This window comes from Nocardioides speluncae, assembly GCF_003121585.1.
Classification (GTDB): Bacteria; Actinomycetota; Actinomycetes; order Propionibacteriales; family Nocardioidaceae; genus Nocardioides; species Nocardioides speluncae.
In genome coordinates, this window is sequence record NZ_QEOO01000040.1 from 1 (window position 1) to 23,552 (window position 23,552).

Here is a 23,552-nt window from a genome sequence, read left to right on the forward strand (position 1 = left end):
CCGCCAGCACCAGCCACCCAGATCCACCCACGATCAACCTCCACGCCCTCAGACCGAGAGCCGCATGACAGACCGATCTACGCTACGTGGCATTGGGCCGAGGCCGGTCTCGTCGAGCATCTTGTAGGCAAGTGTGTTGCCGAGGTAGCGGTAGGCCTCGAAGTCCCACTCGTCGTACAGCTGGTCGCCAGTGGAGCGGCGCGGGAACTCGGGGTTCTTGAGCTTGTAGTGCTCGACGTCGGTGCTCAGGCCGTCGGTCAGCAGCGCCTTCAGCAGGTAGATCACGCAGCGGTCGCCGTTGCTGTAGAGCGCGTGCCCGACCGCCCACGCCTCCTCGGCGCGATGGGTGCCGCCGTCGGCGTCGACCGTCGAGCGCATCTTCGAGGTGTCGAAGGTGATCTCGACGCCGAGGTCCATGCGGGCGGTGGCGATCGCCTCGGCCAGGGTTCCGAAGCTGTTCTCGTCGTCGGCGCTCGCGTCGATCACCACGATCCGGTCCGGCCGGCGCCGCAGCGCCTCCAGCAGGCCGAGGTTGTCGTAGTGGCCGCCGTCGGTGACGTAGAGCTTGCGGTCATAGAGGGACGGCTGCCCGAACGCCTCGCGCAGCAGCCGGTACGGACCAGGCTTGCCGGCCACGCTGATGGTCCGGGCAAGCAGCTCCCAGCCGCGCAGCTTCCACAGGCTCGGCACCGGGGTCAGGCCGTCGGCGGTGCGGGTGGCGACGTACTCCTCCAGCGCCTTCGGACCGTCGGCATCGGCCTTGCGATAGGTCTTGTACTCGGCGCGCGCCGCGCGGGCGCGGGTGATCAGCTCCGGCGGGGTGAGGTAGGGGTTGGGGAGCCAGACCCCGAGCCGGGCGTTGAGCACGGTGAGCAGCACCCGCACCGGCCGGGTGCGGGCGTTGGCCCGGCCGGTCAGCGGTGAGAACGCCGCGCCGCTGATCGCCATCGCGGCGGGCACGGTCAGGTCGCGGCCGTCGTAGTCGGCGGAGTCCTCGTAGGCACGGGTCGGCTTGGTGCCGCGGGGCGGCAGCGACGGGTCTCCGATCACGCCGGTGGCGCTCGCCGAGATGATGAAGGGCACGCAGCCGCGACCGCTCGGCACGTACTGCTGGTCGGCGACGTTCGCGACCGCCGCCATCACCAGCTCCGGTCCGCCGCCGCCGTTGCGGCCGGCGTACTTGGAGACCCGTAGCGGCTTGGTGTACGGCTCGACGTCGGCGGTGTGGTCCTCGCGCTGGACCAGGTACGCCGTGGCCAGGCGCTCGCGGTAGAAGTGGTGCAGCGAGGTGCGGTTGGCGTCGGTGAAGACCCGGACCACCACCGCGGCCAGCAGGAACATCAGCCCGGTCGTCCAGGCGTCGCGCCAGTCGGCGCGGGTGGCGTAGCCGGAGGTCCAGCGCACGAAGACCACGAACGCGACCACGAGGATGATCGCCGTACCGAGCCAGGGCGCGACCACCAGCCGCAGCTTGCTGAGCACCTTGCCGACCAGCCTGCTCTGGGAGCCGACCCGGTTGAGGCCGGTGAGCAGCGTCTTGGCCAGTGCCAGGAGGGCGGTGATGACGCTGATCGCGGTGGCGTAGCCCCACAGGCCGGGTTCGACCACGACCGTGATCGCCTTCGGCAAGGTCCGCTCGCTGCCGGCCAGCTGGTTGAGCAGGTGCAGCGTGTACGGCACGCCCAGCATCAGGACCGTGGTGACGGTGCCGGCGCTCAGCGCCAGCCGCAGGATGGCGCGCGAGCCGCGGCGTACATCGTCGGTGACCTGGGCGAACCGGTCGATGCCCTTCTCCAGGATCAAGAACAGGAGGACGGCGAAGCCCCACGGGGCGAGCGCGACGAACGCCCAGAGGAACGGTACGTTGACCACGACGTTGGTGCCGTCGGTGATGACCACGTCGTACCGGTCGAGGTACCAGCCGAGCACCCAGGAGAGCGCCCGGAGCGCGAACGCGATCATGACCACGTTGACCAGCACGCCCCACAGGATCGACAGCAGGCCGCGGAACAGCTCGGTCTTGTGTGGGAGCAGGTAGCGGGTCTGCCGGCGCATCAGGGTCAGCTCGGGCGTGCCCTGCTCGAACGGCGCGGGGTCGGCGGGGGTCAGGTGCCGGCCGACGTAGTGGAAGGCCGCGGCCATGTAGCCGCCGCCGCTGACGCCGACCACCGCCGAGGCGCCGCGGTAGACGCCGGCCGCCATCAGGGCCTGCAGGGCGCCGAGGCAGAACGACGCCGACCGGATGCCGCCGCCGGAGCAGGCGATCACGGTGTCCCGGCCCTGACCGATCTTGGGTGGGATCGCCTGGGCGCGCAGCGCGGCGCGGTGCATCGGGTCGCCCAGCGGTACGCCGGCCCGGCGCAGCACGCTCGCCACCAGCACACCCCCGGCAACGGTCAGGCCGACGATGACCGGCGTGAGGTACCAGACCCACGCCGAGCGGAACCCGTCGAGCGGGTCACCGTCCGGGGCGAAGCGCCCCCACAGAACCGCGGCCTCGGCCAAGTTCAGCAGGGCCGCAACCGCGAGCAGGCTGCCGCCCAGCCGGATCCGCCGGAACCGGCGGTCGCGGCCATCCCGCGCGGCATCCGCGGCGGCGGCGTCCTCGCCAGCGCGACGGACGGCCGCGGTGGTACGGCGCTCCTCGTTGGCGCGCAGGAACTCGGTCAGCCGGAACGCCGCCATCAGCAGCGCGATCGAGAAGGCGATGTCGAGCAGCAGTGAGAGCCTGAGGTCGGCGGAGGCCGTGCGGTCGGCGTTCTCGTGGCCGGGTGCCAGCCACATCGGCACCTGAAGGACGAGGAAGAGCGCGCAGTAGAGCAGGCAGCGGACAGCCGACAGCCGGAGCAGTCGGAGCTCGACGTCGTCGGTCTTCGGGTCAGCAGCCATGGCGGACACCTCCACTCATTCAGGATGCGCGCGTTCGGGCGGAGATACGTCCGATTTGACCGACCTACTAGGGATGGAACGCCAAACGGACCGAACCCCGAAGGGCTCGGTCCGTATGACGTTCTGGGGCTGGCTCAGGTTCGCACTACCGCGCGTGGGCCTCGCCTTCGACGATCTTGTCGAACGACGCCGGCTTCTCCGGCGTGCGGTCGGCAAGCCTGGCCGCCTTGCCCTCGAGCACCGGCTTGCCCGGCGTGTAGAGCCAGGTGTCGAACAGCGCCTCGAGGTCCTGCCCGCTGATCTCCTCGGCGGCGGCCTGGAAGTCGGCGTTCGAGGAGTTGCCGTAGCGGTGGTCGGCGACGAAGTCCTTCAGCAGCTGGAAGAAGAGCTCGTCACCGATGGTGACCCGAAGCTGGTGCAGGGTCATCGCGCCGCGGGTGTAGACGCCGCCGGCGAACTGGTTCTCCGGCCCCGGGTCGCCCGGCTTCACCTGCCAGAACGGGTCCGTGGCGGGGATCCGGCCGTAGTTGAAGTCGAAGAGCTCCTGCGCGGTGCCCTCGCCGATGTGCTCGGAGTAGAGCCACTCGGCGTACGCCGCGAAGCCTTCGTGCAGCCAGATGTTCTTCCAGTCGTCCAGCGCCACGGCGTCGCCGTACCACTGGTGGGCCAGCTCGTGGGTCACGACGTAGTGGTTGCTGCCGCCGGTCCAGAAGCGGTAGCCGTAGACCGGGCGGGTCTGGGTCTCCAGCGCGAACCCGATCCCGTCCAGCGGGCCGGCCACGCCGCCGTACGCCTCGAACGGGTACTCACCGAACACGGTGCTCGCCCAGCCCGCGATCTCCACGGTCTGGTCGATGCTGGCGCGGGCGGCGTTGGTGCTGTCGCCGAGGCGCTCGGAGATCGCGTTGAGGACAGGCTTGCCGTCGGGCGCGGTGTCGGTGGTGATGTCGTACTGGCCGATCGCGAGGAACGCCATGTAGGTCTGCGCGGGCTTGGTGCTCCGCCACGACCAGCGGGTCCAGCCGGGACGGTACGGCGTCGGCGGGCGGGCCTGGACGCCGTTGCTGATCGCCTCGACGCCGTTGGGTACGCCGATCGAGATGTCGTACGTCGCCTTGTCGGTCGGGTGGTCGTTGCTCGGGAACCACCAGTTGGCGATCTCCGGCTCGTTGACCGCGAGCGCGCCGTCGGCGGTCCGCTTCCAGGAGGTGAAGCCGTTGATCTTGACCGTCGACGGGATGCCTTCGTAGCGGACCACGGCGGTGATCCGCTGGCCCTTGTTGATCTTGCGGGCCGGGGTGATCACCAGCTCGTGCTCGCTGGCGGTGGTGTGGCTGGCGGGCCAGCCGTTGACGGTCACCGAGTCGACGGTCAGCCCGAAGTCGAGGTTGAACCGGGTGAGGTCCTGGGTGGCCTTGGCCAGCACTGTGGTCTGGCCCCACAGCTTGTCGGTGGCCGGGTCGTACTGGAGCCGGATGTCGTAGTGGCCGACGTCGTACCCGCCGTTGCCGTAGCGGGGGTAGTAGCTGTCGCCGACGCCGTCGGAGCCGATCGTGTCGGCCTTCCGGGCTTCCGCTGTTGCGCCAACGGTCCCGAGCGCCAGGCAGGTTGCGACCACTGCAGCCACGCGACGCATTGTGTGCGCCCTGGTGGGCTTAATCATGGGTACCTTCCTCAACTTCGTTGGTGGATGTTTATTCCTACCATTCTTGTAGACAATGGCAGTCAGGGGGTGGCGCCGGCGAGACGCTTCAGCGCGTTGCGAACGACATCCGGATCGGTGGTCGACCACATCGGGGGCAGGCTGGCGCGGAGGAAGCCGCCGTACCGGGCGGTGGCCAGGCGAGAGTCGAGGCAGGCGACCACACCGCGGTCGGCGGTGGTCCGGATCAGCCGGCCGGCACCCTGGGCGAGCAGCAGCGCGGCGTGCGTGGCAGCGACCTGCATAAAGCCGTTGCCGCCGGCCTGGTCGGCCGCGCGCTGGCGCGCCGACATCAGCGGGTCGTCCGGCCGCGGGAACGGGATCCGGTCGATCAGCACCAGCTGGCAGGTGTCGCCGGGTACGTCGAGCCCCTGCCACAGGCTGAGGGTGCCGAACAGCGAGGTGTGCGGGTCGCTCGCGAACTGGCGGGCCAGCTCCGGCAGCTGGGCGTCGCCCTGGGCGAGCGTGGTCAGGTGGGGAAGCCGTTCCCGCACCGCCTCCGCCGCGGTCTCGGCGGCCCGGCGCGACGAGAACAGCCCGAGGGTGCGCCCCTCAGCGGCGTCCACCAGGCCGACGATCTCGTCCAAGGTGCGCTCGCTCATGCCGTCGCGCCCCGGCGGCGGCAGCCGGCGCGCGACGTACAGGATCCCCTGCTTGGCGTAGTCGAACGGCGAGCCGACATCGATCCCGTGCCACGGCAGTACGCCGTCATCCTCGCCCGCCGTTGGTTGAGGAGGTTGCGCAGCAACCGTCTCGAAACCAGGCGGCATGATGCGTTCAGTTGCCTTCAACCCGACCGACGAGGCGACGGCGTCGAAGTCACCGCCGAGCTTGAGGGTGGCGCTGGTGAACACGACGGTCTTCTCGGTGAGCAGCCGGTCGCGCATCTGGCCCCAGACCTGGAGCGGCGCCACGCAGAGCCGGTCCGGCGCGCGCTCCCTGCCCTCAGCCATCCACAGCACGTCGGAGTCGAGGTTGGCGGCCATCCGCTCGGCGGTGCCGAACACCTCCTGTACGCCGCCCTTGGCCTGGGTCTTGCCGGCGTCGCCCTCGCCGTCCGCGCTGTCCTTAGGGAACGCCGAGATGCAGGCGCGGGCGGCATCGCGGACCAGCACCAGCGCGTCGCCGAGCTCGTCGGAGAGCCGGTCGATCCGGCCAGGGTCGACCGCGTCGAGGGCGGCGCGCAGGGCGTCGCTAGCGTCGGCAAGCTCCTCTCCCTGATCGCCCTCGACATGGCGGCTCGCTCGCTTGCCGGCCCGCTCGACCTCGCTGGCAGTCAGCTCGTCGGTGGCGGCCTGGGTGACCCGCGCGGTCAGCTCGTGGGCCTCGTCGATGACCACGACGTCGTACTCGGGGATCATCGGGATCCCCTCGATGGCGTCGATCGCGAGCAGTGAGTGGTTGGTGACCACGAGCTGCGACTTGGCGGCGCGCTCCTTGGCCTGCTCGGCGAAGCACTCCGCGGCGTACGGGCACTTGGTCGCACCCAGGCACTCGCGGTGACTGACCGAGATCTGCCGCCAGATCTTGTCGGTGTGCCGGGGTGCGTGGTCGCGCTCGCCGAAGCCGCCGCCCTCCGCCTGCTCCTCGGCCCACTCGCGCAGCTTGAGCACCTCGGCGCCCATGGTGCCGGTGGGAACCTCGATCAGCGCGCCCTGGTCGTCCGGCACTCCCTCGCGGATCCGGTGCAGGCAGGCGTAGTTGGACCGCCCCTTGAGTACGGCGAAGCTCGCGTCGACGCCGCCCTCGCCGCCGACCGCGTCGACCAGCCGGGGCAGGTCGCGCTCGACCAGCTGGTGCTGGAGGGCGAGGGTCGCGGTCGCGATCACCACCCGGTCGTCGTGGAGCAGGCTGGGCACCAGGTAGGCCAGCGACTTGCCGGTGCCGGTGCCGGCCTGGACGAGCAGATGCTCGCCGTCGCGCATCGCGCCCGCGACCGCCTCGGCCATCTCGATCTGACCCGGCCGCTCCTGGCCGCCCAGCGTGTCGACGGCGCGCGCCAGCAGGTCACGAACCCGGCTGTCCGGGCCTGGGGCTGGGCCGGGTGAGGAGGGCTCTGGCGACGGCACCCGTGCACCCTAGCCGCCACCACCGACTCCTTACGCCGCTGGTTGAGGAGGTTGTGCAGCAACCGTCTCGAAACCAAGGCGCCGGACGTGCTCAGCCGCGCTCGACCAGGTTCTTCAGGTTGTCCAGCATCGTCTGCCAGTTCTGGCGGGAGTGCTCGGCCTCCTCCGCGGAGCCGGCGTTGTCCTGCTCCAGGCGCAGGTGGGTACGGTCGCCGGCGGGCTCCAAGTCATACGTCAGCCGGTGGCAGTTCTCAGGCTTGTCCTCCTGCCCGGACAGCGGGCTGAAGTGAGTGACCACAAGCCGGCGTCCGGGCTCGGCCTCGATGACCTCGCCCTTGTCCTGGTAGCCGCGGCCGTCGTACTCGCCCTTCCAGGTGATCGGGCTGCCCGGCTCCCAGGTGGCGTCGACCTCGGCGCCGTACATGTAGCGCTTGATCTGGCTCGGGTCGGTGAGTGCCTGCCAGACCTGCGCCGGCGCCGCGCTCACGTCGACCTCGGCGGTTGCGGTGTGTCCAGTCATGGCGGGGGTGGTACCCACGCCGGTCCCGGCTATGCCGCGTCAGATCACCGCGCCGGAGTCGTCGGGAGCCCGCGGGCCGCGCTTGACCTTGGTGGCACGCGGCATCGGCCACCGCTCCTGCAGGTACGACGCCAGCGGGGTCGCGACGAACACCGAGGAGTAGGTGCCGATGAACAGGCCGAGCAGCAGCGCGATCGCGAAGTCCTGGAGCGAGTCGCCGCCGAGGATGGCCAGCGCGGCCAGGATGAACATCGCGCCGAGACCGGTGTTGATGGTGCGTGGCGTGGTCTCCAGGCAGGCCTTGTTGGCGGCCTCGGTGAACTTCTCCTCACTACTGCCCTGCCATCGCTCGCGGACCCGGTCGAACACCACGACGGTGTCGTTGACCGACAGACCGATGATGGTCAGCGCCGCGGCCAGGTAGATCCCGTCGATCGGCTTGCCGAGCCAGGCGAAGGCACCGGTCACGATCACCACGTCGTGGAACATTGTCAGCACCGCCGAGAGGCCGAAGGTCCACTTGAACCGGATCCCGAGGTAGACCATCTGTGCGAGCAGTGCGATCCCGAAGGCGAGCAGCGCCTTGTTGCGAAGCTCCTTGCCGAGAGATGCGCTGATGGACTCGTCGCGGACCTGGGTCGCGTCGCCACCCGCCTCGGCAATCGCCTCGCGGATCCGGTCCTTCTCGGTGTCGTCGATCTTGCCGGTGCGGACGCTGATCTTGTCGTCGTCGGCCGCCTGCACGGTCGCTGTCGGGAAACCCGCATCGGTGACGGCCTCACGCGCCCTGTCGACCGAGATCTTCTCGGCGGTGGTGTACTCCAGCTGCCTGCCGCCGGTGAACTCGACGCCGAGGTTCAGGCCCTGGGTGACCATGCCGAGCAGCGCGATCACGACCAGCGCACCGGAGAGGCCGAGCCAGGTCCTGCGGCGGCTCATCAGGTCGGGGTTGCGCTCCTCCAGCCAGAGCCGGACCCGGCCGACGTCGGCCAGACCGGTGAGCTTGGGCCGACGGCGTACGAACGGCAGCTGGACGGTCAGCTCGGTGAGCACCCGCGCGATCACCAGCGCCGAGATCATCGAGGCGACCACACCGATCGACAGGGTGACGCCGAAGCCCTTGACCGGACCGGACGCGAGCAGGAACAGCAGGGCCGCCGCCAGCAGCGTGGTGACGTTGGAGTCGATGATCGCGGTCCAGGCCTTGTTGAAGCCGACCATCAGGGCACGTTTCATCCCGGCCGACGGATGCTCGGCGTACTCCTCCCTCGCGCGTTCGAACACCAGCACGTTGGCGTCGATCGCCAAGCCGATCGCGAGCACGAAGCCGGCCAGGCCCGGCAGGGTCAGCGTCGAGCCGAGGCCGACCAGGATGGCGTAGGCGAGCAGCGCGTACGACGTCAGCGCGACCGTTGCCACGAAGCCGACCAGCCGGTAGATGACCGTGATGAACAGCGCGGTCAGGATCAGGCCGAGCACCGCCGCCTTCCACGACGCCTCGATCGCCTCCTCGCCGAGGGTGGGCCCGACCGTGCGGTTCTCGATCACCTCGACCGGGAGCGGCAGCGCGCCGCCCTCGATCAGCAGGGCCAGGTCCTTGGCCTGGTCGACCGTGAAGCCGCCGGTGATCTCGGTGCCGTTGCCGCCGATGCCGACGTCGCAGACGACGGTCTCGGCCACCGGCGGCGAGGAGATGACCTCACCGTCGAGCACGATCGCGACCCGTCGCTTCGGGTCGCCGGGCTGGTTACAGGCGGCCTCGCCGGTCATTTCCTCCCACGCGCTGCCGCCGGTGCCGTCGAAGTCGATGTTGACGGTCCAGTCCACACCGCGCGATGGGTCGTTCCGTGCGTCGGCACCCTTGATCCGGCTGCCCTCGATCCGGGTCGGGCCGATCTCGATGAAGTCGCCGTTGTCGCTGGTCAGCACCTGGTTGTCGGGCTTGGACGGCTCGGCGTCGGCACTTGCGGCGGAGGCGACGACGGGGTGGATCGTGAGCTGCGCGGTCCGGCCGAGGACCTCGACCGCCTGCCGCGGGTCCTGGACGTCGGGCAGCTCGACCAGGATCCGGTTCTCGCCGGAGCGGACCAGGGTCGGCTCGGCGATGCCGAGCGCGTCGACACGGCCGCGGAGCACGCCGACCGCCTTGTCGACGTTGTCGGCGTTGGCCTCGACACCGGACGGGGAGTCCTTGGCCTGCAGGGTGATCTGGGTACCGCCGCGCAGGTCGAGGCCGAGCCGGGGCTCCTTGTTGAGCGCCAGCGCGGCACAACCCCCGAGCAGGCCGATCACGAGCAACAAACGGACGAGAACACCGCGTGACATGCCGCACATCCTCCCCGACGCCCCAACCTGAGCCAAAAGCGGCCAGGAGAGCCGCCGGGAGGGACCGGCTCAGACCGCGTACGCGGCGAGCTCGCCCGCGAGATCCTCGTGGGCGCGGCCGGTGACGAGAGTGCCGTCGGCGGTGTGCTCGAGGGTCTCGATCTCGCCCTTGCGGTGGATGCGGTCGACCAGGTCGCCGCGGTCGTAGGGCAACAGCGCGCTGAACTCGACCGCCGGCCGCGGCAGCTCGCCCTCGACCACTGCGAGCGCGTCGGCGATGCCGTCGCCGGTCTTGGCCGAGACCACCACCGAGTGCGGCTCGCGCTGGCGGAGCCGGGCGATCACCATCGGGTCGGCGAGGTCGGCCTTGTTGATCACGATCAGCTCGGGGACCTTGGCCGCGTCGATGTCGGCGAGCACCTCGCGGACCGCCGCGATCTGCCCCTCCGGGTCCGGGTGCGAGCCGTCGACGACGTGCAGGATCAGGTCGGCGTCGCCGACTTCCTCCAGCGTCGACCGGAACGCCTCGACCAGCTGGTGCGGCAGGTGCCGGACGAAGCCGACGGTGTCGCTCATCGTGTAGACGCGGCCGTCGGCGGTGGTGGTCCGCCGGGTGGTCGGGTCGAGCGTCGCGAACAGCGAGTCCTCGACGAGTACGCCGGCGTTGGTGAGCCTGTTGAGCAGCGAGGACTTGCCGGCGTTGGTGTAGCCGGCGATCGCGACCGACGGGACGAAGTTGCGGCGCCGCTCCTGGCGCATCGTCTCGCGGGTGCCCTTGGTGGCGGCGAGGTCGCGGCGCAGCTTGGCGATCTTGGTGTTGATCCGGCGCCGGTCGGTCTCGATCTTGGTCTCACCGGGGCCGCGGCCACCGATGCCGCCGCCGTCGGCGCCGACCCGGCCACCGGCCTGCCGGGAGAGCTGGCCACCCCAGCCGCGCAGGCGCTGCTTCATGTACTGCAGCTGCGCCAGCTCGACCTGCGCCTTGCCCTCCTTGGACTTGGCGTGCTGGGCGAAGATGTCGAGGATCAGCGCGGTCCGGTCGACCGCCTTCACCTTGAGCCGGTCCTCCAGGTTGCGCAGCTGGGACGGCGCGAGCTCGCCGTCGAGGATCACGGTGTCGGCGCCGCTGGCCTGCACGATCTCGCGCACCGCGTCGACCTTGCCGCGGCCGATGTACGTCGCCGGGTCGGGCTTCTGCCGCCGCTGGTAGACGTTGTCGAGCACCTGCGAGCCGGCCGTCTCTGCCAGCAGCGCGAGCTCGGCCATGGAGTTCTCGGCGTCCTCGACGGTGCCCTCGGTCCAGACGCCGACGAGGACCACGCGCTCGAGGCGGAGCTGGCGGTACTCGACCTCGGTGATGTCCTCGAGCTCGGTCGACAGGCCGGCGACACGCCTCAGGGCGTGCCGCTCGGCAAGGTCCTGCTCGCCGATGGTCAGGTCCGCGTCTTCGGGGTCGGGACCGTCCGCGGACACTGCCTCGTCGGCGTACCCGCTCTCGAAGGGAGACTCTCGATCGGACGACCGGGTCGCGAAGCGAGCTTCGCCGTCCCGCTCGTCCGTCTCATCCCAGGCCTCGGTCGCGGTCAGCTCGGCGTCGAGGGAGAAGTCGTGTGCGTTACTCATATGCGCTCAAGGGTAGGTCGGCGCACCGACAATCCGCGAACGCGTTTTTGGCAAGGTCGCCTTTCTTGCGCCACGGGTTTCGAGACGGTTGCTAGCGCAACCTCCTCAACCTCCTCGCTTCGCTCGGACCTCAACCAGCGGGCTGGAGCGAGACCGCGAGCGGGTGGAAGGCGATCTGGTGGGCAAGCTGCTCGGCCTCGTCCTTGTTGAAGGCGCCGGTGATCTCGGTGGTGTCGCCCGGGATGCCCTCCTCGCACGGGGTCGCCTGCACGGTCGGCGAGGACACCAGCTCGCCGCCGACCACGATCGCGATCCGCTGCTGGTCGCCGGTCTTGCAGGCGGCCGCCGCGGTGAGCCGCTGCCAGGCCGCAGCGCCGTCGACGTCGAACTTGACCGTGATCACCCACTCGGTGCGCCCTTCCGGGATCGCCGCCTCGCTCTCATCGACCTGGTCGGAGTTGATCTCGGGCCGGCCGAGCTCGAGGAACGCGCCGGTCTCGTCGGGTAGCACGATCGCGTCCGGCTGGCTCGGCTCGGCTTCGGCGTTGGCGGCGGTCGCGACCACCTGCCGGAACTCCGCACCGCCCGGCGAGGTCAGCTCCTCGGCGGTCAGGTTCTGCGCGTCCGCCGGCAGCTGCACCTTCCACTCGGTGGACGACTCCTTCTCGACCGTCGCGTCGCCGTACCCGAGCACCTGCAGCCGCTGGGTGAGTACGTCGGGCACCGAGTCCAGCTGCTGGTCGGAGTACGACGCCGTCGGGTCCGCCTCGAGCGTCAGGGTCGGGCCGTCCGAGCCGTCGCCGCCGAAGCAGCCGGTCAGTGCCACGAGCAGCAGGGCGGACAGCGGGAGACTCAGGGGGCATCCATGCCCGGCACCGTACCCACGCTCAGGACGGATGGAACTCGCGAGTCCACAGCACCTGTCCGCCGATGTTGCGCAGGTTGACCGTCAGCTCACCCGACGCGGCGATCTCGACCTGGCCGAAGAACTGGTTGCCCAGCCGCGGCGACTGGCTGACCCCGTCGTTGCCCTTGGCGAAGACGATCTCGCCGCCGAAGGTCTGGTCCAGCGGCTTGACCCCGAACGTCGATGCCTGGATCGGGCCGGACACGAACTCCCAGAACTCGTCGAAGTCGCCGTACGTCGCTCGCTCGGGCCGGTAGTGGTGGGCGGCGGTGTAGTGGACGTCGGCGGTCAGGAAGAAGAAGTTCTCCACACCGTTTCGCTTGAAGGCGGTGAGTACCCGCGCCAGCTCGTGCTCGCGTCCGAGCGGGGCGCCGTCGTCGGTGTTGGCGTAGGAGTCGTACCAGCCGGTGCCCTCGTAGTGCTCGCCACCCTTGTCGTGGCCGATCACCGAGAGCGGCAGGTCAGCGACAATGCACTTCCAGGTGGCACGCGAGGCCGACACCTCGCGGATCAGCCAGTCGGCCTGGGTACGGCCGAGCAGCGATCGCTCCTCCGGCTCGTTGTTGAAGGTGTTCGGGTCACGGAACGAGCGCATGTCCAGGCAGAACACGTCCAGGTGCGCGCCGCGCGAGATCTTCCGGTAGATCCGGCGTGAGGCGAACCCGTCGTCACCGCGGCCGGTGAGGTCGGCGTTCGCGATCGGCATGTACTCCTGCCAGGCCTGCCGGCCGTGCCGGGCCAGCACGTCGCAGCGCCGCTCCACGGTGTAGCGGTCGTCGGGGTAGACCCAGCCGGGGTACCAGTTGTTGGCCGTCTCATGGTCGTCCCACATCGACACCTGTGGGACGGCGGCGTGGAAGCGCCGTACGTTCTCGTCGGACAGCACGTAGCGGTAGCGGCCGCGGTAGTCGCGCAGGGTCTGCGCGGGTCGGGTCAGCTCCTCGATCACCGTGTTGCGCCAGATGTGGCCGTCAGACTCCAGCACCGCCTCCTCGACCACCTCGTCGGCGTAGATGTGATCGCCGGCGTGGATGAAGAAGTCGGGCCGTACGTCGTGCATCGCGCGGTAGCCGGTGAAGCCGCCGACCTCGGCGTTGATCCCCCAGCTCTGGCCGCAGGTGTCGGCCGACCAGACGAAGCTCTGCGGCGCGGGGTGGATCGGCGCGGTCCTGAAGGTCAGCTGCTCGGGACGGCTGCGGCGACCGCCGTAGTCCGCGAACCAGATGGTGGCGTCGTACTCACGGCCGGGCGCGAGGCCGGTCAGGGCGAGCTTGGCGGTGAAGTCGTGCCGCTCGTCGGTCCACGCGCCGCGGACCGAGCGCACCACCCGCCCGTTGCTGCTGAGCCGGACCAGCAGCTGGCTGGCCTGTGCCGAGCGCGCCCACAGCACCGCGCTGGTCGCGGTGACGTCGCCGGACTGAGCGCCGGTCGGCAGGTCGATCCGCTCGTAGATCTGCGCGGGCGACTTGGTGAAACCGAGGAACCGCGAGCCGGCGTCGACCAGTTGCGGGGTGGCCCCGATGGACGCGCCGGCCGCCGTGGTGAGCAGGGTACGACGGTTGACCCGGACCATGTGTCTGACGATCCGGGTCCGAATTGTCGGGGGCTCGGCCGGCAGATGACGATGGACACAACACCCGCCGCCCAGCGCGCGGCAGGCTGGCGTCGCGCCGGTGTCTCCTTGGTTTCGAGACGGAGTACGCCGAGCCGGCCTGTGTTGACGCGTCAGACCGCTGACCCGGCTCGTGTTCACGCCTCAGACCACTGACCCGGCTCGTGTTCACGCCCCAACCCCCCGACCCGGCCCGTGTTGACACGGTGCGTGTGAAGACGGGCCGGGTCGACGCACACCCGCGTGAAGAGCGGCCGGGTCGACGCACACAGGCGTGAAGACGGGCCGGGTCGGCGTGCGTGGGGGTGAAGAGCGGCCGGGTCAGTCGGGGGCGAGCTGCTTGCTCCACAGGACGCTGCCGACGGCGTTGCGGAGGCTGAGGGTGAGCTCGCCGTCGTTGTCGATGGCGGCGTGCCCGAAGAACTGGTTGCCGTGCCGGGGCGACTGGTTGGGGTAGTCGGCGTACTTGCCGAACACCACCTCCGGCCCGAATGTCGGGTGCAGCTCGCGCGGCCCGAAGGTGCCGGCCGCGATCGGGCCGGCGACGATCTCCCAGAACGGCTCGAAGTCGGTGAACGTCGCGCGCTCGGGGCGGTAGTGGTGGGCGGCGCAGTAGTGGACGTCGGCGGTGATCCACACGACGTTGCGTACGCCGTGGTCGCGGAAGGCCTTCAGCGCCTGGGCGATCTCGCTCTCACGACCGGCCGGCCCGACCAGGCCCAGCGGGAGGTCGCCCGAGATCACCTTCCAGGTCGCCGGCGAGCGGACCACCTCACGGATCAGCCAGGCGGTCTGGGCGGCGCCGAGGATCGGGGTCGGCTCCGCGTCCTGGTCCTGGCTTCCATCGGGGATCCGCATGTCGAGGCAGAACAGGTCGAGGTGCCGGCCGCGGTCGATCTTGCGATAGATCCGCGCGGCCGCGAAACCGTCGCGGCCGCGGCCGTGGACGGCGGCGGTGCTGATCGGCTGGTACTCCTGCCAGGCCCGCCGCGCCCGCGCCGCGAGTACGTCGACCCGCTGCTCGGTGTAGCGCGAGTCGTCGAGGACCCGGCCGGGCCACCACCCGTGATGAGTCTCGTGGTCGTCCCACTGCGCGATGATCGGCACCTCGGCCGCCATCCTCCGGACGTTGTCGTCCATCAGGTTGTAGCGGTGCCGGCCGCGGAACTCAGCCATCGACTCCGCGACCTTGACCACCTCGGGGACCACCAGGTTCCGCCACACCTGGCCGTCCGGCTCGGTGACGGTCTCGGCGATCGGCGAGTCGGAGTAGACGCTGCGGCCGCAGTGCACGAAGAAGTCGGGCTCGGTACGCCGCATCGCGTCGTACGCCGTCAGTCCTCCGAGGTCGGGGTTGATCCCCCAGCCCTGTCCGCAGGTGTTGCCGGACCAGACGAACGAGGTCGCGGCGCCGTACCGGTCGGCGGTGCGGAAGGTGAGGTGCTGCGCCTCGCCGTGTACGCCGGCCGGGCTCTCGAACCACAGCGTCGCGTCGTACTCGCGACCCGAGGCCAGCCCGGCCAGGTCAAGCCGGGCGGTGAAGTCGGTGGCCGAGGTCGCGAGCGGGCCCCGGATGGTGCGCACCCCGCGGTCGTCGGCGACCCGGGCGACCAGCCGGCCCTCACCGCTGGCGCGCGCCCACAGCACCGCCTGGTGGGTGGTGACGTCGCCGGACTGCACCCCGCTCGGCAGTGTGATCCGGCGCCGGGTCTGTCCCGGCGCCTGCCCCAGGACCGGGCTGCGCGCCGCGCGGGCACCGGTGGTGGTCGCGCCCACTGCACCCAACGCACCGACCGACGTGGTCAGTAGTCGGCGGCGGTTGGCCTGCATGGCGTCCACCGTCACTGCGGACGGTGAACGCCAGGGGACCTACCCGGACAACGGAGAGGAAACGGTCAGGAGGCGTCGGCGACGAAGTCGTTAATGGCCGCGTCGACCTCGTCGTACTCCGGGTAGCCCTCGACCTTGCCGTCGATCGGGTAGCCGTACTCCGGGCACTCGCTCGCGTCGACCTCGAACGTCGGCCCGTCGGCGATCTTCTTGCCGGTGGTGATCTCGTAGAACTTCAGCTCGTACGTCGCGCCGTAGTAGTCGTAGTCTTCCTCGTTGCCGTCGCTGTCCTCGTAGGTGCAGCGGGCGCCCTTCTCCGAGGAGTCCTGGTCAATCGTCAGGCAGCCGGCGACGCTCAGCTCCTTGAAGTCGTCGTACTCGACGTACCAGTCCTCGCTGTAGCCACCGGCCGCCATCCCCCAGCTGGTCGGGTAGGCCACCGAGTTCCGGAACGCGTCGACCTTCGGGTTGCTCGGGTCGTAGTCCGCGGCCTTGGCCGGCTGGCCGTTACAGACGTTGCCGATCTCGAAGCGGTACTCGACCTCGATCGGGTCCGCGGTCGGCGTGACGTCGTCCCCGGACGGCTCGGCCGGCTCGTCGGTCTCCTCGTGGGTGTGCTCATCGGTCGGCTCGTCGTCGGTCGGCTCGTCGCTCGGGTCGCTGGTCTCGCTGCTGTCGTCGTCGGACGCCGAGTTGTCGTCGTCACCGCGGTTGAGCACCACGACCAGCGCGACCGCGCCGATGACCGCGGCGACCAGCAGCGCGGCGAGACCGATCAGCAGGCCGTTGTTGCGGCCACCGCCGCCGGTCGGCGGCGCGTTGTAGCCCGGGCCGCCGGGCGGCTGGTACCCACCGCCGCCGTACATCGGGGTGCCGTAGGAAGGCGGGTTGGCCGGACCCTGGCCGTAGGGCGGCTGCTGCGGCGGGTAGCCGCCCTGCTGCGGAGGCCCGCCGTACGTCGTCGGCTGGTCGCCGCCGTAAGGCGGCTGCTGTCCGCCATAGGAAGGTGGCTGCTGTCCGCCGTACGACGGCGGCTGCTGCCCGCCGTACGACGGGGGCTGCTGTGGGCCACCGAAGCGCGTCGGGTCGTAGTCGTCACCCTGCGGGTTCTGCGGCGGGTAGCCCCCACCAGAGTTGTTGTCGGACATTGCCGCCCCTGCTCTTGCCAACGTTGCCGATGTGCACTGCCGATAGTGCTGGTCGGGAGGACGATACCGCCGCGAGCGGCGTTACAAACGTGCGGTCCCCCACGCAACCAGTACCGCCGGTCCGGTCAGCAGAACCCGGTCGTCGGCGGTCCAGGTGACCGTCAGCGCGCCGCCGGGCACGTCGACCCGATAGCTCACCGGCTCCCGGCCGGGTCGCGCCCCGTCGGCGACCGCGGCCGCCACCATCGCCGCGCAGGCACCGGTCCCGCAGGATCGGGTCTCGCCGGAGCCGCGCTCGTGGACCCGCATCGCGAGGTGCCGCTCGCCGCGCCGTACGACGAACTCGATGTTGACGCCGTGGGGATAGGTCGCGCGGTCGTAGGCCGGCTCGTCGAACAGGCGGCCCGCGTCGGCGAGGTCGTCGACGAAGGCGACCGCGTGCGGGTTGCCCATGTCGACGTGGCGGGCGACCCAGGTGTGCTGGTCGCCGACCGCGACCTTGGACTCCCCGAGGACCTCCGGCCGGCCCATGTCGACGGTGATCAGGTCGCCCTCGAAGGTGACGGTCTTGGTGCCGCCGCGGGTGGCGACCGTGACCGGCGCCGACGGGTCGGCGAGGTGCTCGTCGGCGAGGAAGCGGGCGAACACCCGGACGCCGTTGCCGCACATCTCCGAGACCGACCCGTCGCTGTTGCGGTAGTCCATGAACCACTCGGCGTCCTGCCCGATCGCCGCCCGGTCGTACGCCGCCAGCGCCGACGACCGGATCACCCGGATCACCCCATCACCGCCGATCCCGGCCCGGCGGTCGCAGAGCGCGACGACCCGCTCGGCGTTCAGGACACCGTGCAGCGAGCCGTCAGCGTCGGGCAGCAGCACGAAGTCGTTCTCGGTGCCGTGACCTTTGACGAAGGGGTACTGGTCGACCACCCCTCCAGTATCGCGGGCGGCTGGTCGCCTTCGCCTCCTGTTAGCCCGGATCGACCGATGGGCGCCGTGGCGAGCGTCGCCAGGCGGGTGTGATGGCAAGGCGGCGGAGCGAAGGCGGGCCGGAGGCCCGTCGAGTCTTCGCCAACGCAGCCAGCGCGCCCGCATGGGGGCGCTCGGTAGGCGGCCAGCGGTGGATCCGGGCCTAGTAGATGTTCTCGGCGTACGACGGGCCGTAGTAGGCGTCGAGCTCCTCGATGCTGGCCTCGGGCCGCTCAGCCTCCTGGGCCAGCACTGCCCGCCGCGGCACCACGGCCTCCGGGTCCCAGGACTCGGGGTCCCACAGCTTCGAGCGCAGGAACGCCTTCGCGCAGTGGAAGAAGATCGTGTCGATCTCGACCACGACGGCGAGCACCGGCCGGTGTCCCTTGACCACCAGGTCGTCGAAGAACGGCGCGTCGCTCACCAGGCGCGCCCGGCCGTTGATGCGCAAAGTGTCGCCGCGGCCGGGGATCAGGAAGTTCAGGCCGACGTGCGGGTTCTCCAGGATGTTCTTGTAGCCGTCGGCCCGCCTGTTGCCCGGCCGCTCCGCGATCGCGATGGTGACGTCGTCGATGACGTGGACCAGCTGGCCGGCCGGATCGCCCTTGGGCGAGACGTCGCAGTTGCCGGCGGCATCGGCCGTCCCGATCAGGCAGAACGGCGACGCCGCCAGCCACTCCCGGTCCCGGTCACCGAGCCGCGGCCGCTCCTTGTCGCGGGCCCTGGGGGTCGGTTCGCCCAGCAGCCCGGTCAGCGCGCTCTCCGTCGTGATCTCGGTCCAGGTCATGGCTCTGAGAGTACGTCGCAGCCCGGTCCAAGGCCGTTTCCGGATCCGGAAGGGGCGGTCGCTGCGGGGTGCGGCTCGACCACCGTGAAGGTGTCCCGATCGGGACGTGGTTACTCACTCATCACTCACGGAGGAACTCATGAACACGATGAAGAAGAGGCTTACCGGCCTCGCGGCCGGCGCCATGCTGGCCGGCCTCGCCGCTGGCGGTGCCGCACTCACCGCCGCACCGGCCGAGGCCGCCGAAGTGCCGGGCGCGACCAGCTACCGCGACTGCAACTACACCTGGGAAGAGCCCATGCTCCGTCGCGGCAGCAGCGGGCTCGCGGTCAGGCAAGCCCAGTGCCAGCTGAACGCCGCCATGTACAACACCTACCTGGCCGAGGACGGACTGTTCGGCCCTGCCACGGACGCCGCGGTGCGGAAGTTCCAGCGGTGTATGGGGCTGGTCGCCGACATCGGGCCGAACACCTGGCGTGAGCTGAACTACTGGTGGGTCAACGGCCCACGCTGGTGCGGCTGAGCCAACGGGCCCAAGCGAGGCCGAGCTCGAAGCGGCTGCCGACCTCGAAGGCCGCTGACAGGCGGGCCACGTCGGCGCGGATGGTCCGGCAGGTCACGTCGAGCTCGCGGCCGATGGCCTCATCGGTGTAGCCCCGCGCCATCAGCGCCATGATCCGCACCTGGCGGCGGGTCGGGTCGATCCCGGCCTGTCGCCAGGTCGGACGGACCGGCACCGAGAGCTCGGCCAGCTGGTCGACGTACCTCCTGGCGACCGCGACCACCCGGAGGTCGGTGATGGCGATGAGCACCGGCTCGGGATCAGACGCCGCGCCAGCCAGCACCGCGATCCGCCGGTCCACCAGCGCGACCGACAGCGGCACCCGCGCCACCATCAGCAGCTCGCCGGCCGATCGCACCGGGCAGGCCAGGAACTCCGGTGGGTACGACGCCGCCACCGACTGCAGCCGGACGCCGCGGGCGACCAGCCGCTGGCTGACACCCAGGCTTCCGCGGGTGAGGAACCAACCGCTGCTCCGGGACACCCGCTGCAGCCGGTATCGGCAGTGCCGCTCCAGCAGGCTCACGCCCCGGTCGACCGCCGCCTGCCCGTGCCAGCCGCCTGCGATCCCCGACCCGGCCCGCTCCGCGGCGGTCAGCAGGAGATCCCACTGAACCGACGGTGTACCCCACTCGGTGGCCGCGGCGACCGCCCGCCGCGCAACCTCGACCACACCCCGCTCGACCATCCAGGTCCCCCAACGCCGGAGTCATCGGGACCAGCGTGGACGGGCGCGCTCTCGGGGTTCTGTCGCGGCGCTGTCTGGGCTTTCGTCAGGTAGTCAGCGGCAGCGCCTCAGGTCGACCGCACAGACCACCATCGCCGCGCCGCCGCCCCGTCGCCGCGGCTCGGCGACGGCGATCAGCTGGCCGTGTGGGCCGAACTCGATCGCGGTGGCGGCACCGATCTCGGAGGCGCTGGTGAACTGGTCGCCCGCCGGAACCAGGTCATGGCCGCGCGGCCTCAGCAGCGCGTCGTAGAGGGTCATGAACTCGGGCTCGCTGGTGACCCTCGCGGTGTTGCGCGGCGAGGTGCGCGGCGCCGCGATCGCCTCCGGCAGCGTCATCCCGAGCTCGAGCCGGTTGACCAGCATCTGCAGCACCGTGGTGATGATCGTCGAGCCACCCGGCGAGCCGAGGGCGAGGAACGGCTTGCCGTCCTTGAGCACGATCGTCGGCGCCATCGACGAGCGCGGCCGCTTCAGCGGCTCGATCCGGTTCGGGTCCGCCGGGTTGTAGACGGTCGAGAAGTCGGTGAGCTCGTTGTTGAGCAGGAACCCGCGGCCGGGGACCACGATGCCGGAGCCGCCGGTCTGCTCGATGGTGAGCGTGTACTCCACGACGTTGCCCCAGCGGTCGGCGACAGTGAGGTTGGTGGTGGAGATGTTCTCGGTGTCGAGGTCGCGCTCGCCGGCGGCGGGCGCCTCACCGCACTCTCCGTCGTACGCCGTCACGTCGCCGGCCGCGACCGGCTTGGTCGCGGCGGTGACCGGGTCGATCAGGCAGGCCCGCTCGGCGGCGAACCGGTCGGCGAGCAGGTCGCGCAGCGGAACGTCGACGAAATCAGGGTCGCCGAGGTACCGCCCGCGGTCGGCGAACGCGAGCGAGCCGGCCTCGAGGTAGTGGTGCAGGACGTCGACCTCGTCCATCGCGGCGAGGTCGAACCGCTCGAGGATGTTGAGCGACTCCCCGACCGTCGAGCCGCCGCTGGACGGCGGCGCCATCCCGTAGACGTCCAGGCCGCGGTAGCTGACCTTGGTCGGCGCCCGGTCGACGACGTCGTACTGGGCCAGGTCGCGGGTGGTGAGTGAGCCGGGCGGCACCGGCAACGTCGTGGTGTCGGTCTTCGGCGGGTTCTGCACGGTCGCGACGATCTCGCGCGCGAGCCGGCCGCCGTAGAACGCGTCGACGCCGCGGTCGGCGATCAGGTCGTAGGTGTCGGCGAGGTCGGGGTTGCGGAACGTGGCGCCGACCTGCGGCGCGTCACCGCCGGGCAGGAAGAGCTCGCGGGTGGAGGTGAACGCGTCGAAGCGGACCTTGTTGTCGAGCGTCTGCTGGCGGAACGTCTGGTCGACCACGAAGCCCTGGCGGGCCAGCTTCTCCGCCGGCCGGAGGACCTTGCCCAGCGACATCGAGCCCCACCGGTCCAGGGCCCACTCCCAGGTCGCGGGCGTGCCGGGTACGCCGACCGAGACGCCGCTGGTGACCAGTTCCGGCGTGAAGCGGTACGGCGCGCCGGTGGCCGGGTCGATGAACGCGTCGTGCTCCATCGCGGCCGGTGCGGTCTCCCGCCCGTCGATCGTCTGCACCCTGCCGGTGCGGGCGTTGTAGTGGACGAAGAAGCCGCCACCGCCGATGCCGGCGCTGTACGCCTCGGTGACGCCGAGCGCGGCCGCCGTCGCGACCGCGGCGTCGGTGGCGTTGCCGCCCTTGCGGAGCACCTCCAGCCCGATCTGGGTGGCGTACGGGTCGACACTGCTGACCGCGCCGCCGTACCCGACGGCGGTCGGGTTCTTGTCCGGCGGGGACGCGGCCGGTTGAGGAGGTTGCGCGGCAACCGTCTCGAAACCAAGGCCAACCGGAACGAGTGCGAGTGTGGTGGCGGCGAGCGTCAAACAACCTGCGAGGCGCTTCATGAACGATCCCTCCCGAGGGCCGAACGGCGGATCCCCCCACCTTGCTCCGCTAGACGCAGGACCGCAACGCCTGGTCCACCCGGTCGGCCGCATCCCAGGGGACCCAGTGGATCCGCGGGTCCTTGCTGAACCACGAGTCCTGGCGGCGGCTGAACCGCCGGGTCGCGGTCTTGGTCTGCTCCTTGGCCTCGTCCAGTGTGAGGTCGCCGGCGAGGTGCGCGATCACCTCGCGGTAGCCGATCGCGCGGGACGCGGTCCGGCCCTCGGCGAGTCCTTCGTCGAGCAGCCGGGCAACCTCGTCGACGAAGCCGGCGGCGAACATCTTGTCGACCCGCAGCCCGATTCGCTCGTCGAGCATGGGCCGGTCGATGGCGACGCCGATCTGGTGTGCGTTGGGTACGGCGTACTCGAGGCGCGGCAGGCTCGCGCTGAACGGCCGGCCGGTGATCGCGATGACCTCCAGCGCCCGGACGATCCGGCGGCCGTTGCCGGGGATGATCTGCGCGGCCGCCGCCGGATCCAGCTCGCGGAGCCGGTCGTGGAGCGCGCCGGACCCGAGTGCGTCGAGCTCGGCCTCGAGGTCGCGCCGTACCTCCGGGTCGGTGCCAGGGAACTCGAACTCGTCGAGGATCGCGCGGGTGTAGAGGGCCGATCCGCCGACCAGGATCGGCGGCACGCCGCGTCCGCGGAGCTCCTCGATCGCCGCGCGCGCCCACCGCTGGAACTCCGCGACCGTGGCCGGGTCGCGCACCGTCAGCGTGTCGAGGAGGTGGTGCGGGATCCCGCGCCGCTCCGCAAGCGGGAGCTTCGCCGTACCGATGTCCATCCCGCGGTAGACCTGCATGGCGTCGGTGTTGACGATCTCGCCACCGAGACGTTGGGCCAGGTCGAGTGAGAGTTCGGACTTTCCGGACGCCGTCGGGCCGACGACGGCGATAACCGGGGACGGGGTCATGTCGTTAGCCTTGCAAACGGAGCGCACACCGCGCCAAAGCGGTGCGCACAGATGATGGGATCTTCATGGGTTTTCTCGAAGCCGCAAAGAACAAGCTGACCGGGGGCAAGTCGAAGGCCGCCGACGTGGTCGATGACCACGGCGACAAGATCTCCGACGGTGTCGACAAGGCCGCGGACGTGGTTGACGACAAGACCGGTGGCAAGTACGGCGACCAGATCGACCAGGGCGCCGAGAAGGCCAAGGACGCGCTCGACGGTCTGGACGGCCAGGACGACGACATCAAGTAGTTCCACGTCGTTCCACGGCCCAACCCGCCGCCGAGCACTCGCTCGCCGGCGGGTTGACGTTTCTCTGGATCTGACAAGGTTCTGGACGCCGGGGTAGCCAAGTCCGGTCTGCCGGGTTTACTTTCGGAGAGTGGCCGGGAACGGCCCGGCCTGCGACCAAACGAATCTCGGAGTGGTCCTTTATGAGCCAAGGCTTTGGCGAAGCAGTTGACAAGTACGGCGAGCAGATCGGCGACCTCGCGGACAAGGCGGGCGACGTCATCGACGAGAAGACGGGCGGGAAGTACTCCGACCAGATCGACCAGGGCGTCGAGAAGGTGAAGGACACCCTCGACGGGCTCGACGGTCAGAACGACGACATCAGCTCGTCCACCGACGAGGCCCAGGCCCCGGAGGCCCCGGAGGCGCCGGAGACACCGGAAGCCCCAGAAGCTCAACCTGAACCGACCGAGCCGACCAGTGAGGAGACCGCCGAGCCGGGTGGCTTCCCCGAGCCGGGCACCGAGAGCGAGCCCGGCACCACGATCCCCGAGCCCGGGACCACCGAGCCCGGCACCGTCCCGGAGCCAGGTGGCTTCCCCGACCCGGACACCGAGCCCGGCACGGAACCCGGCACGACCATCCCCGAGCCCGGCACCACCGAGCCTGGAACCATCCCGGAGCCAGGCACCGAAGGCTCGACGCCCAGCTACTGAGTCCCGGCGTGGGCGACCGGGCTCGTTCTGCCGA

At 70.5% G+C, this 23,552-nt stretch carries 18 protein-coding genes; 3 read left to right on the plus strand and 15 right to left on the minus strand.

Going from position 1 to position 23,552, the window contains the following annotated elements; translation table 11 throughout:
- Positions 1 to 48: 48 nt before the first annotated feature.
- The 12 genes from DDV73_RS22705 to DDV73_RS22760 form a co-directional block, all read right to left on the minus strand.
- Positions 49 to 2,889, minus strand: coding sequence for a hypothetical protein (locus DDV73_RS22705; RefSeq protein WP_109509554.1), 2,841 nt, complete (start codon positions 2,887 to 2,889; stop codon positions 49 to 51).
- Positions 2,890 to 3,034: 145 nt separating this feature from the next.
- The gene (locus tag DDV73_RS22710; protein WP_206051049.1) at positions 3,035 to 4,516 is read right to left on the minus strand and encodes a M1 family metallopeptidase; all 1,482 of its coding nucleotides are present in this window, start codon (positions 4,514 to 4,516) and stop codon (positions 3,035 to 3,037) included.
- Between the two features lie 98 nt (positions 4,517 to 4,614).
- A complete protein-coding gene (locus DDV73_RS22715; RefSeq protein ID WP_420818486.1) occupies positions 4,615 to 6,660 on the minus strand; it encodes an ATP-dependent DNA helicase in 2,046 nt (681 codons plus the stop codon).
- Between the two features lie 91 nt (positions 6,661 to 6,751).
- Positions 6,752 to 7,180 carry an SRPBCC domain-containing protein gene (locus DDV73_RS22720; RefSeq protein ID WP_109509556.1) on the minus strand — a complete coding sequence of 143 codons (429 nt, stop codon included), beginning with the start codon at positions 7,178 to 7,180 and terminating at the stop codon, positions 6,752 to 6,754.
- A 39-nt stretch (positions 7,181 to 7,219) separates the two neighbouring features.
- On the minus strand, positions 7,220 to 9,505 hold the full coding sequence (secD, locus tag DDV73_RS22725; protein ID WP_109509557.1) for a protein translocase subunit SecD: 2,286 nt from the start codon (positions 9,503 to 9,505) through the stop codon (positions 7,220 to 7,222).
- Between the two features lie 69 nt (positions 9,506 to 9,574).
- Positions 9,575 to 11,128 (minus strand): GTPase HflX, encoded by a 1,554-nt coding sequence (gene hflX, locus DDV73_RS22730; RefSeq protein WP_240617430.1) that lies wholly within the window; start codon positions 11,126 to 11,128, stop codon positions 9,575 to 9,577.
- A 130-nt stretch (positions 11,129 to 11,258) separates the two neighbouring features.
- Positions 11,259 to 11,954, minus strand: coding sequence for a SecDF P1 head subdomain-containing protein (locus tag DDV73_RS22735; RefSeq protein ID WP_109509558.1), 696 nt, complete (start codon positions 11,952 to 11,954; stop codon positions 11,259 to 11,261).
- Positions 11,955 to 12,015: 61 nt separating this feature from the next.
- Positions 12,016 to 13,608, minus strand: a complete 1,593-nt coding sequence (locus DDV73_RS22740; protein WP_109509559.1) for an alkaline phosphatase D family protein — start codon at positions 13,606 to 13,608, stop codon at positions 12,016 to 12,018.
- 360 nt (positions 13,609 to 13,968) lie between these two features.
- The gene (locus DDV73_RS22745) at positions 13,969 to 15,477 is read right to left on the minus strand and encodes an alkaline phosphatase D family protein (protein ID WP_109509579.1); all 1,509 of its coding nucleotides are present in this window, start codon (positions 15,475 to 15,477) and stop codon (positions 13,969 to 13,971) included.
- A 65-nt stretch (positions 15,478 to 15,542) separates the two neighbouring features.
- Positions 15,543 to 16,625 (minus strand): proline-rich domain-containing protein, encoded by a 1,083-nt coding sequence (locus DDV73_RS22750; RefSeq protein ID WP_109509560.1) that lies wholly within the window; start codon positions 16,623 to 16,625, stop codon positions 15,543 to 15,545.
- A gap of 81 nt (positions 16,626 to 16,706) precedes the next feature.
- Entirely contained in the window at positions 16,707 to 17,555 is an 849-nt protein-coding gene (gene dapF, locus DDV73_RS22755; RefSeq protein ID WP_240617431.1) for a diaminopimelate epimerase, read from the minus strand.
- A gap of 202 nt (positions 17,556 to 17,757) precedes the next feature.
- Entirely contained in the window at positions 17,758 to 18,381 is a 624-nt protein-coding gene (locus DDV73_RS22760) for an MSMEG_1061 family FMN-dependent PPOX-type flavoprotein (protein ID WP_109509562.1), read from the minus strand.
- 139 nt (positions 18,382 to 18,520) lie between these two features.
- Here DDV73_RS22760 and DDV73_RS28915 point away from each other — a divergent pair, with 139 nt between their 5' ends.
- Entirely contained in the window at positions 18,521 to 18,904 is a 384-nt protein-coding gene (locus DDV73_RS28915) for a peptidoglycan-binding domain-containing protein (RefSeq protein WP_206051050.1), read from the plus strand.
- Here the strand turns inward: DDV73_RS28915 and DDV73_RS22770 are convergent.
- The 3 genes from DDV73_RS22770 to miaA form a co-directional block, all read right to left on the minus strand.
- Entirely contained in the window at positions 18,879 to 19,631 is a 753-nt protein-coding gene (locus DDV73_RS22770) for a LuxR C-terminal-related transcriptional regulator (RefSeq protein ID WP_109509563.1), read from the minus strand. The two genes, DDV73_RS28915 and DDV73_RS22770, sit on opposite strands and share 26 nt — an antisense overlap.
- 93 nt (positions 19,632 to 19,724) lie before the next feature.
- A complete protein-coding gene (gene ggt, locus DDV73_RS22775) occupies positions 19,725 to 21,578 on the minus strand; it encodes a gamma-glutamyltransferase (RefSeq protein WP_109509564.1) in 1,854 nt (617 codons plus the stop codon).
- Between the two features lie 49 nt (positions 21,579 to 21,627).
- A complete protein-coding gene (miaA, locus tag DDV73_RS22780; protein WP_109509565.1) occupies positions 21,628 to 22,533 on the minus strand; it encodes a tRNA (adenosine(37)-N6)-dimethylallyltransferase MiaA in 906 nt (301 codons plus the stop codon).
- Positions 22,534 to 22,598: 65 nt separating this feature from the next.
- On the opposite strand from miaA, the gene DDV73_RS22785 reads away from it, so the two are divergent.
- Both DDV73_RS22785 and DDV73_RS29375 read left to right on the plus strand, forming a co-directional pair.
- Positions 22,599 to 22,823 (plus strand): antitoxin, encoded by a 225-nt coding sequence (locus DDV73_RS22785; RefSeq protein ID WP_109509566.1) that lies wholly within the window; start codon positions 22,599 to 22,601, stop codon positions 22,821 to 22,823.
- Positions 22,824 to 23,005: 182 nt separating this feature from the next.
- On the plus strand, positions 23,006 to 23,518 hold the full coding sequence (locus DDV73_RS29375) for an antitoxin (protein ID WP_240617432.1): 513 nt from the start codon (positions 23,006 to 23,008) through the stop codon (positions 23,516 to 23,518).
- The last annotated feature ends 34 nt before the right edge of the window (positions 23,519 to 23,552 follow it).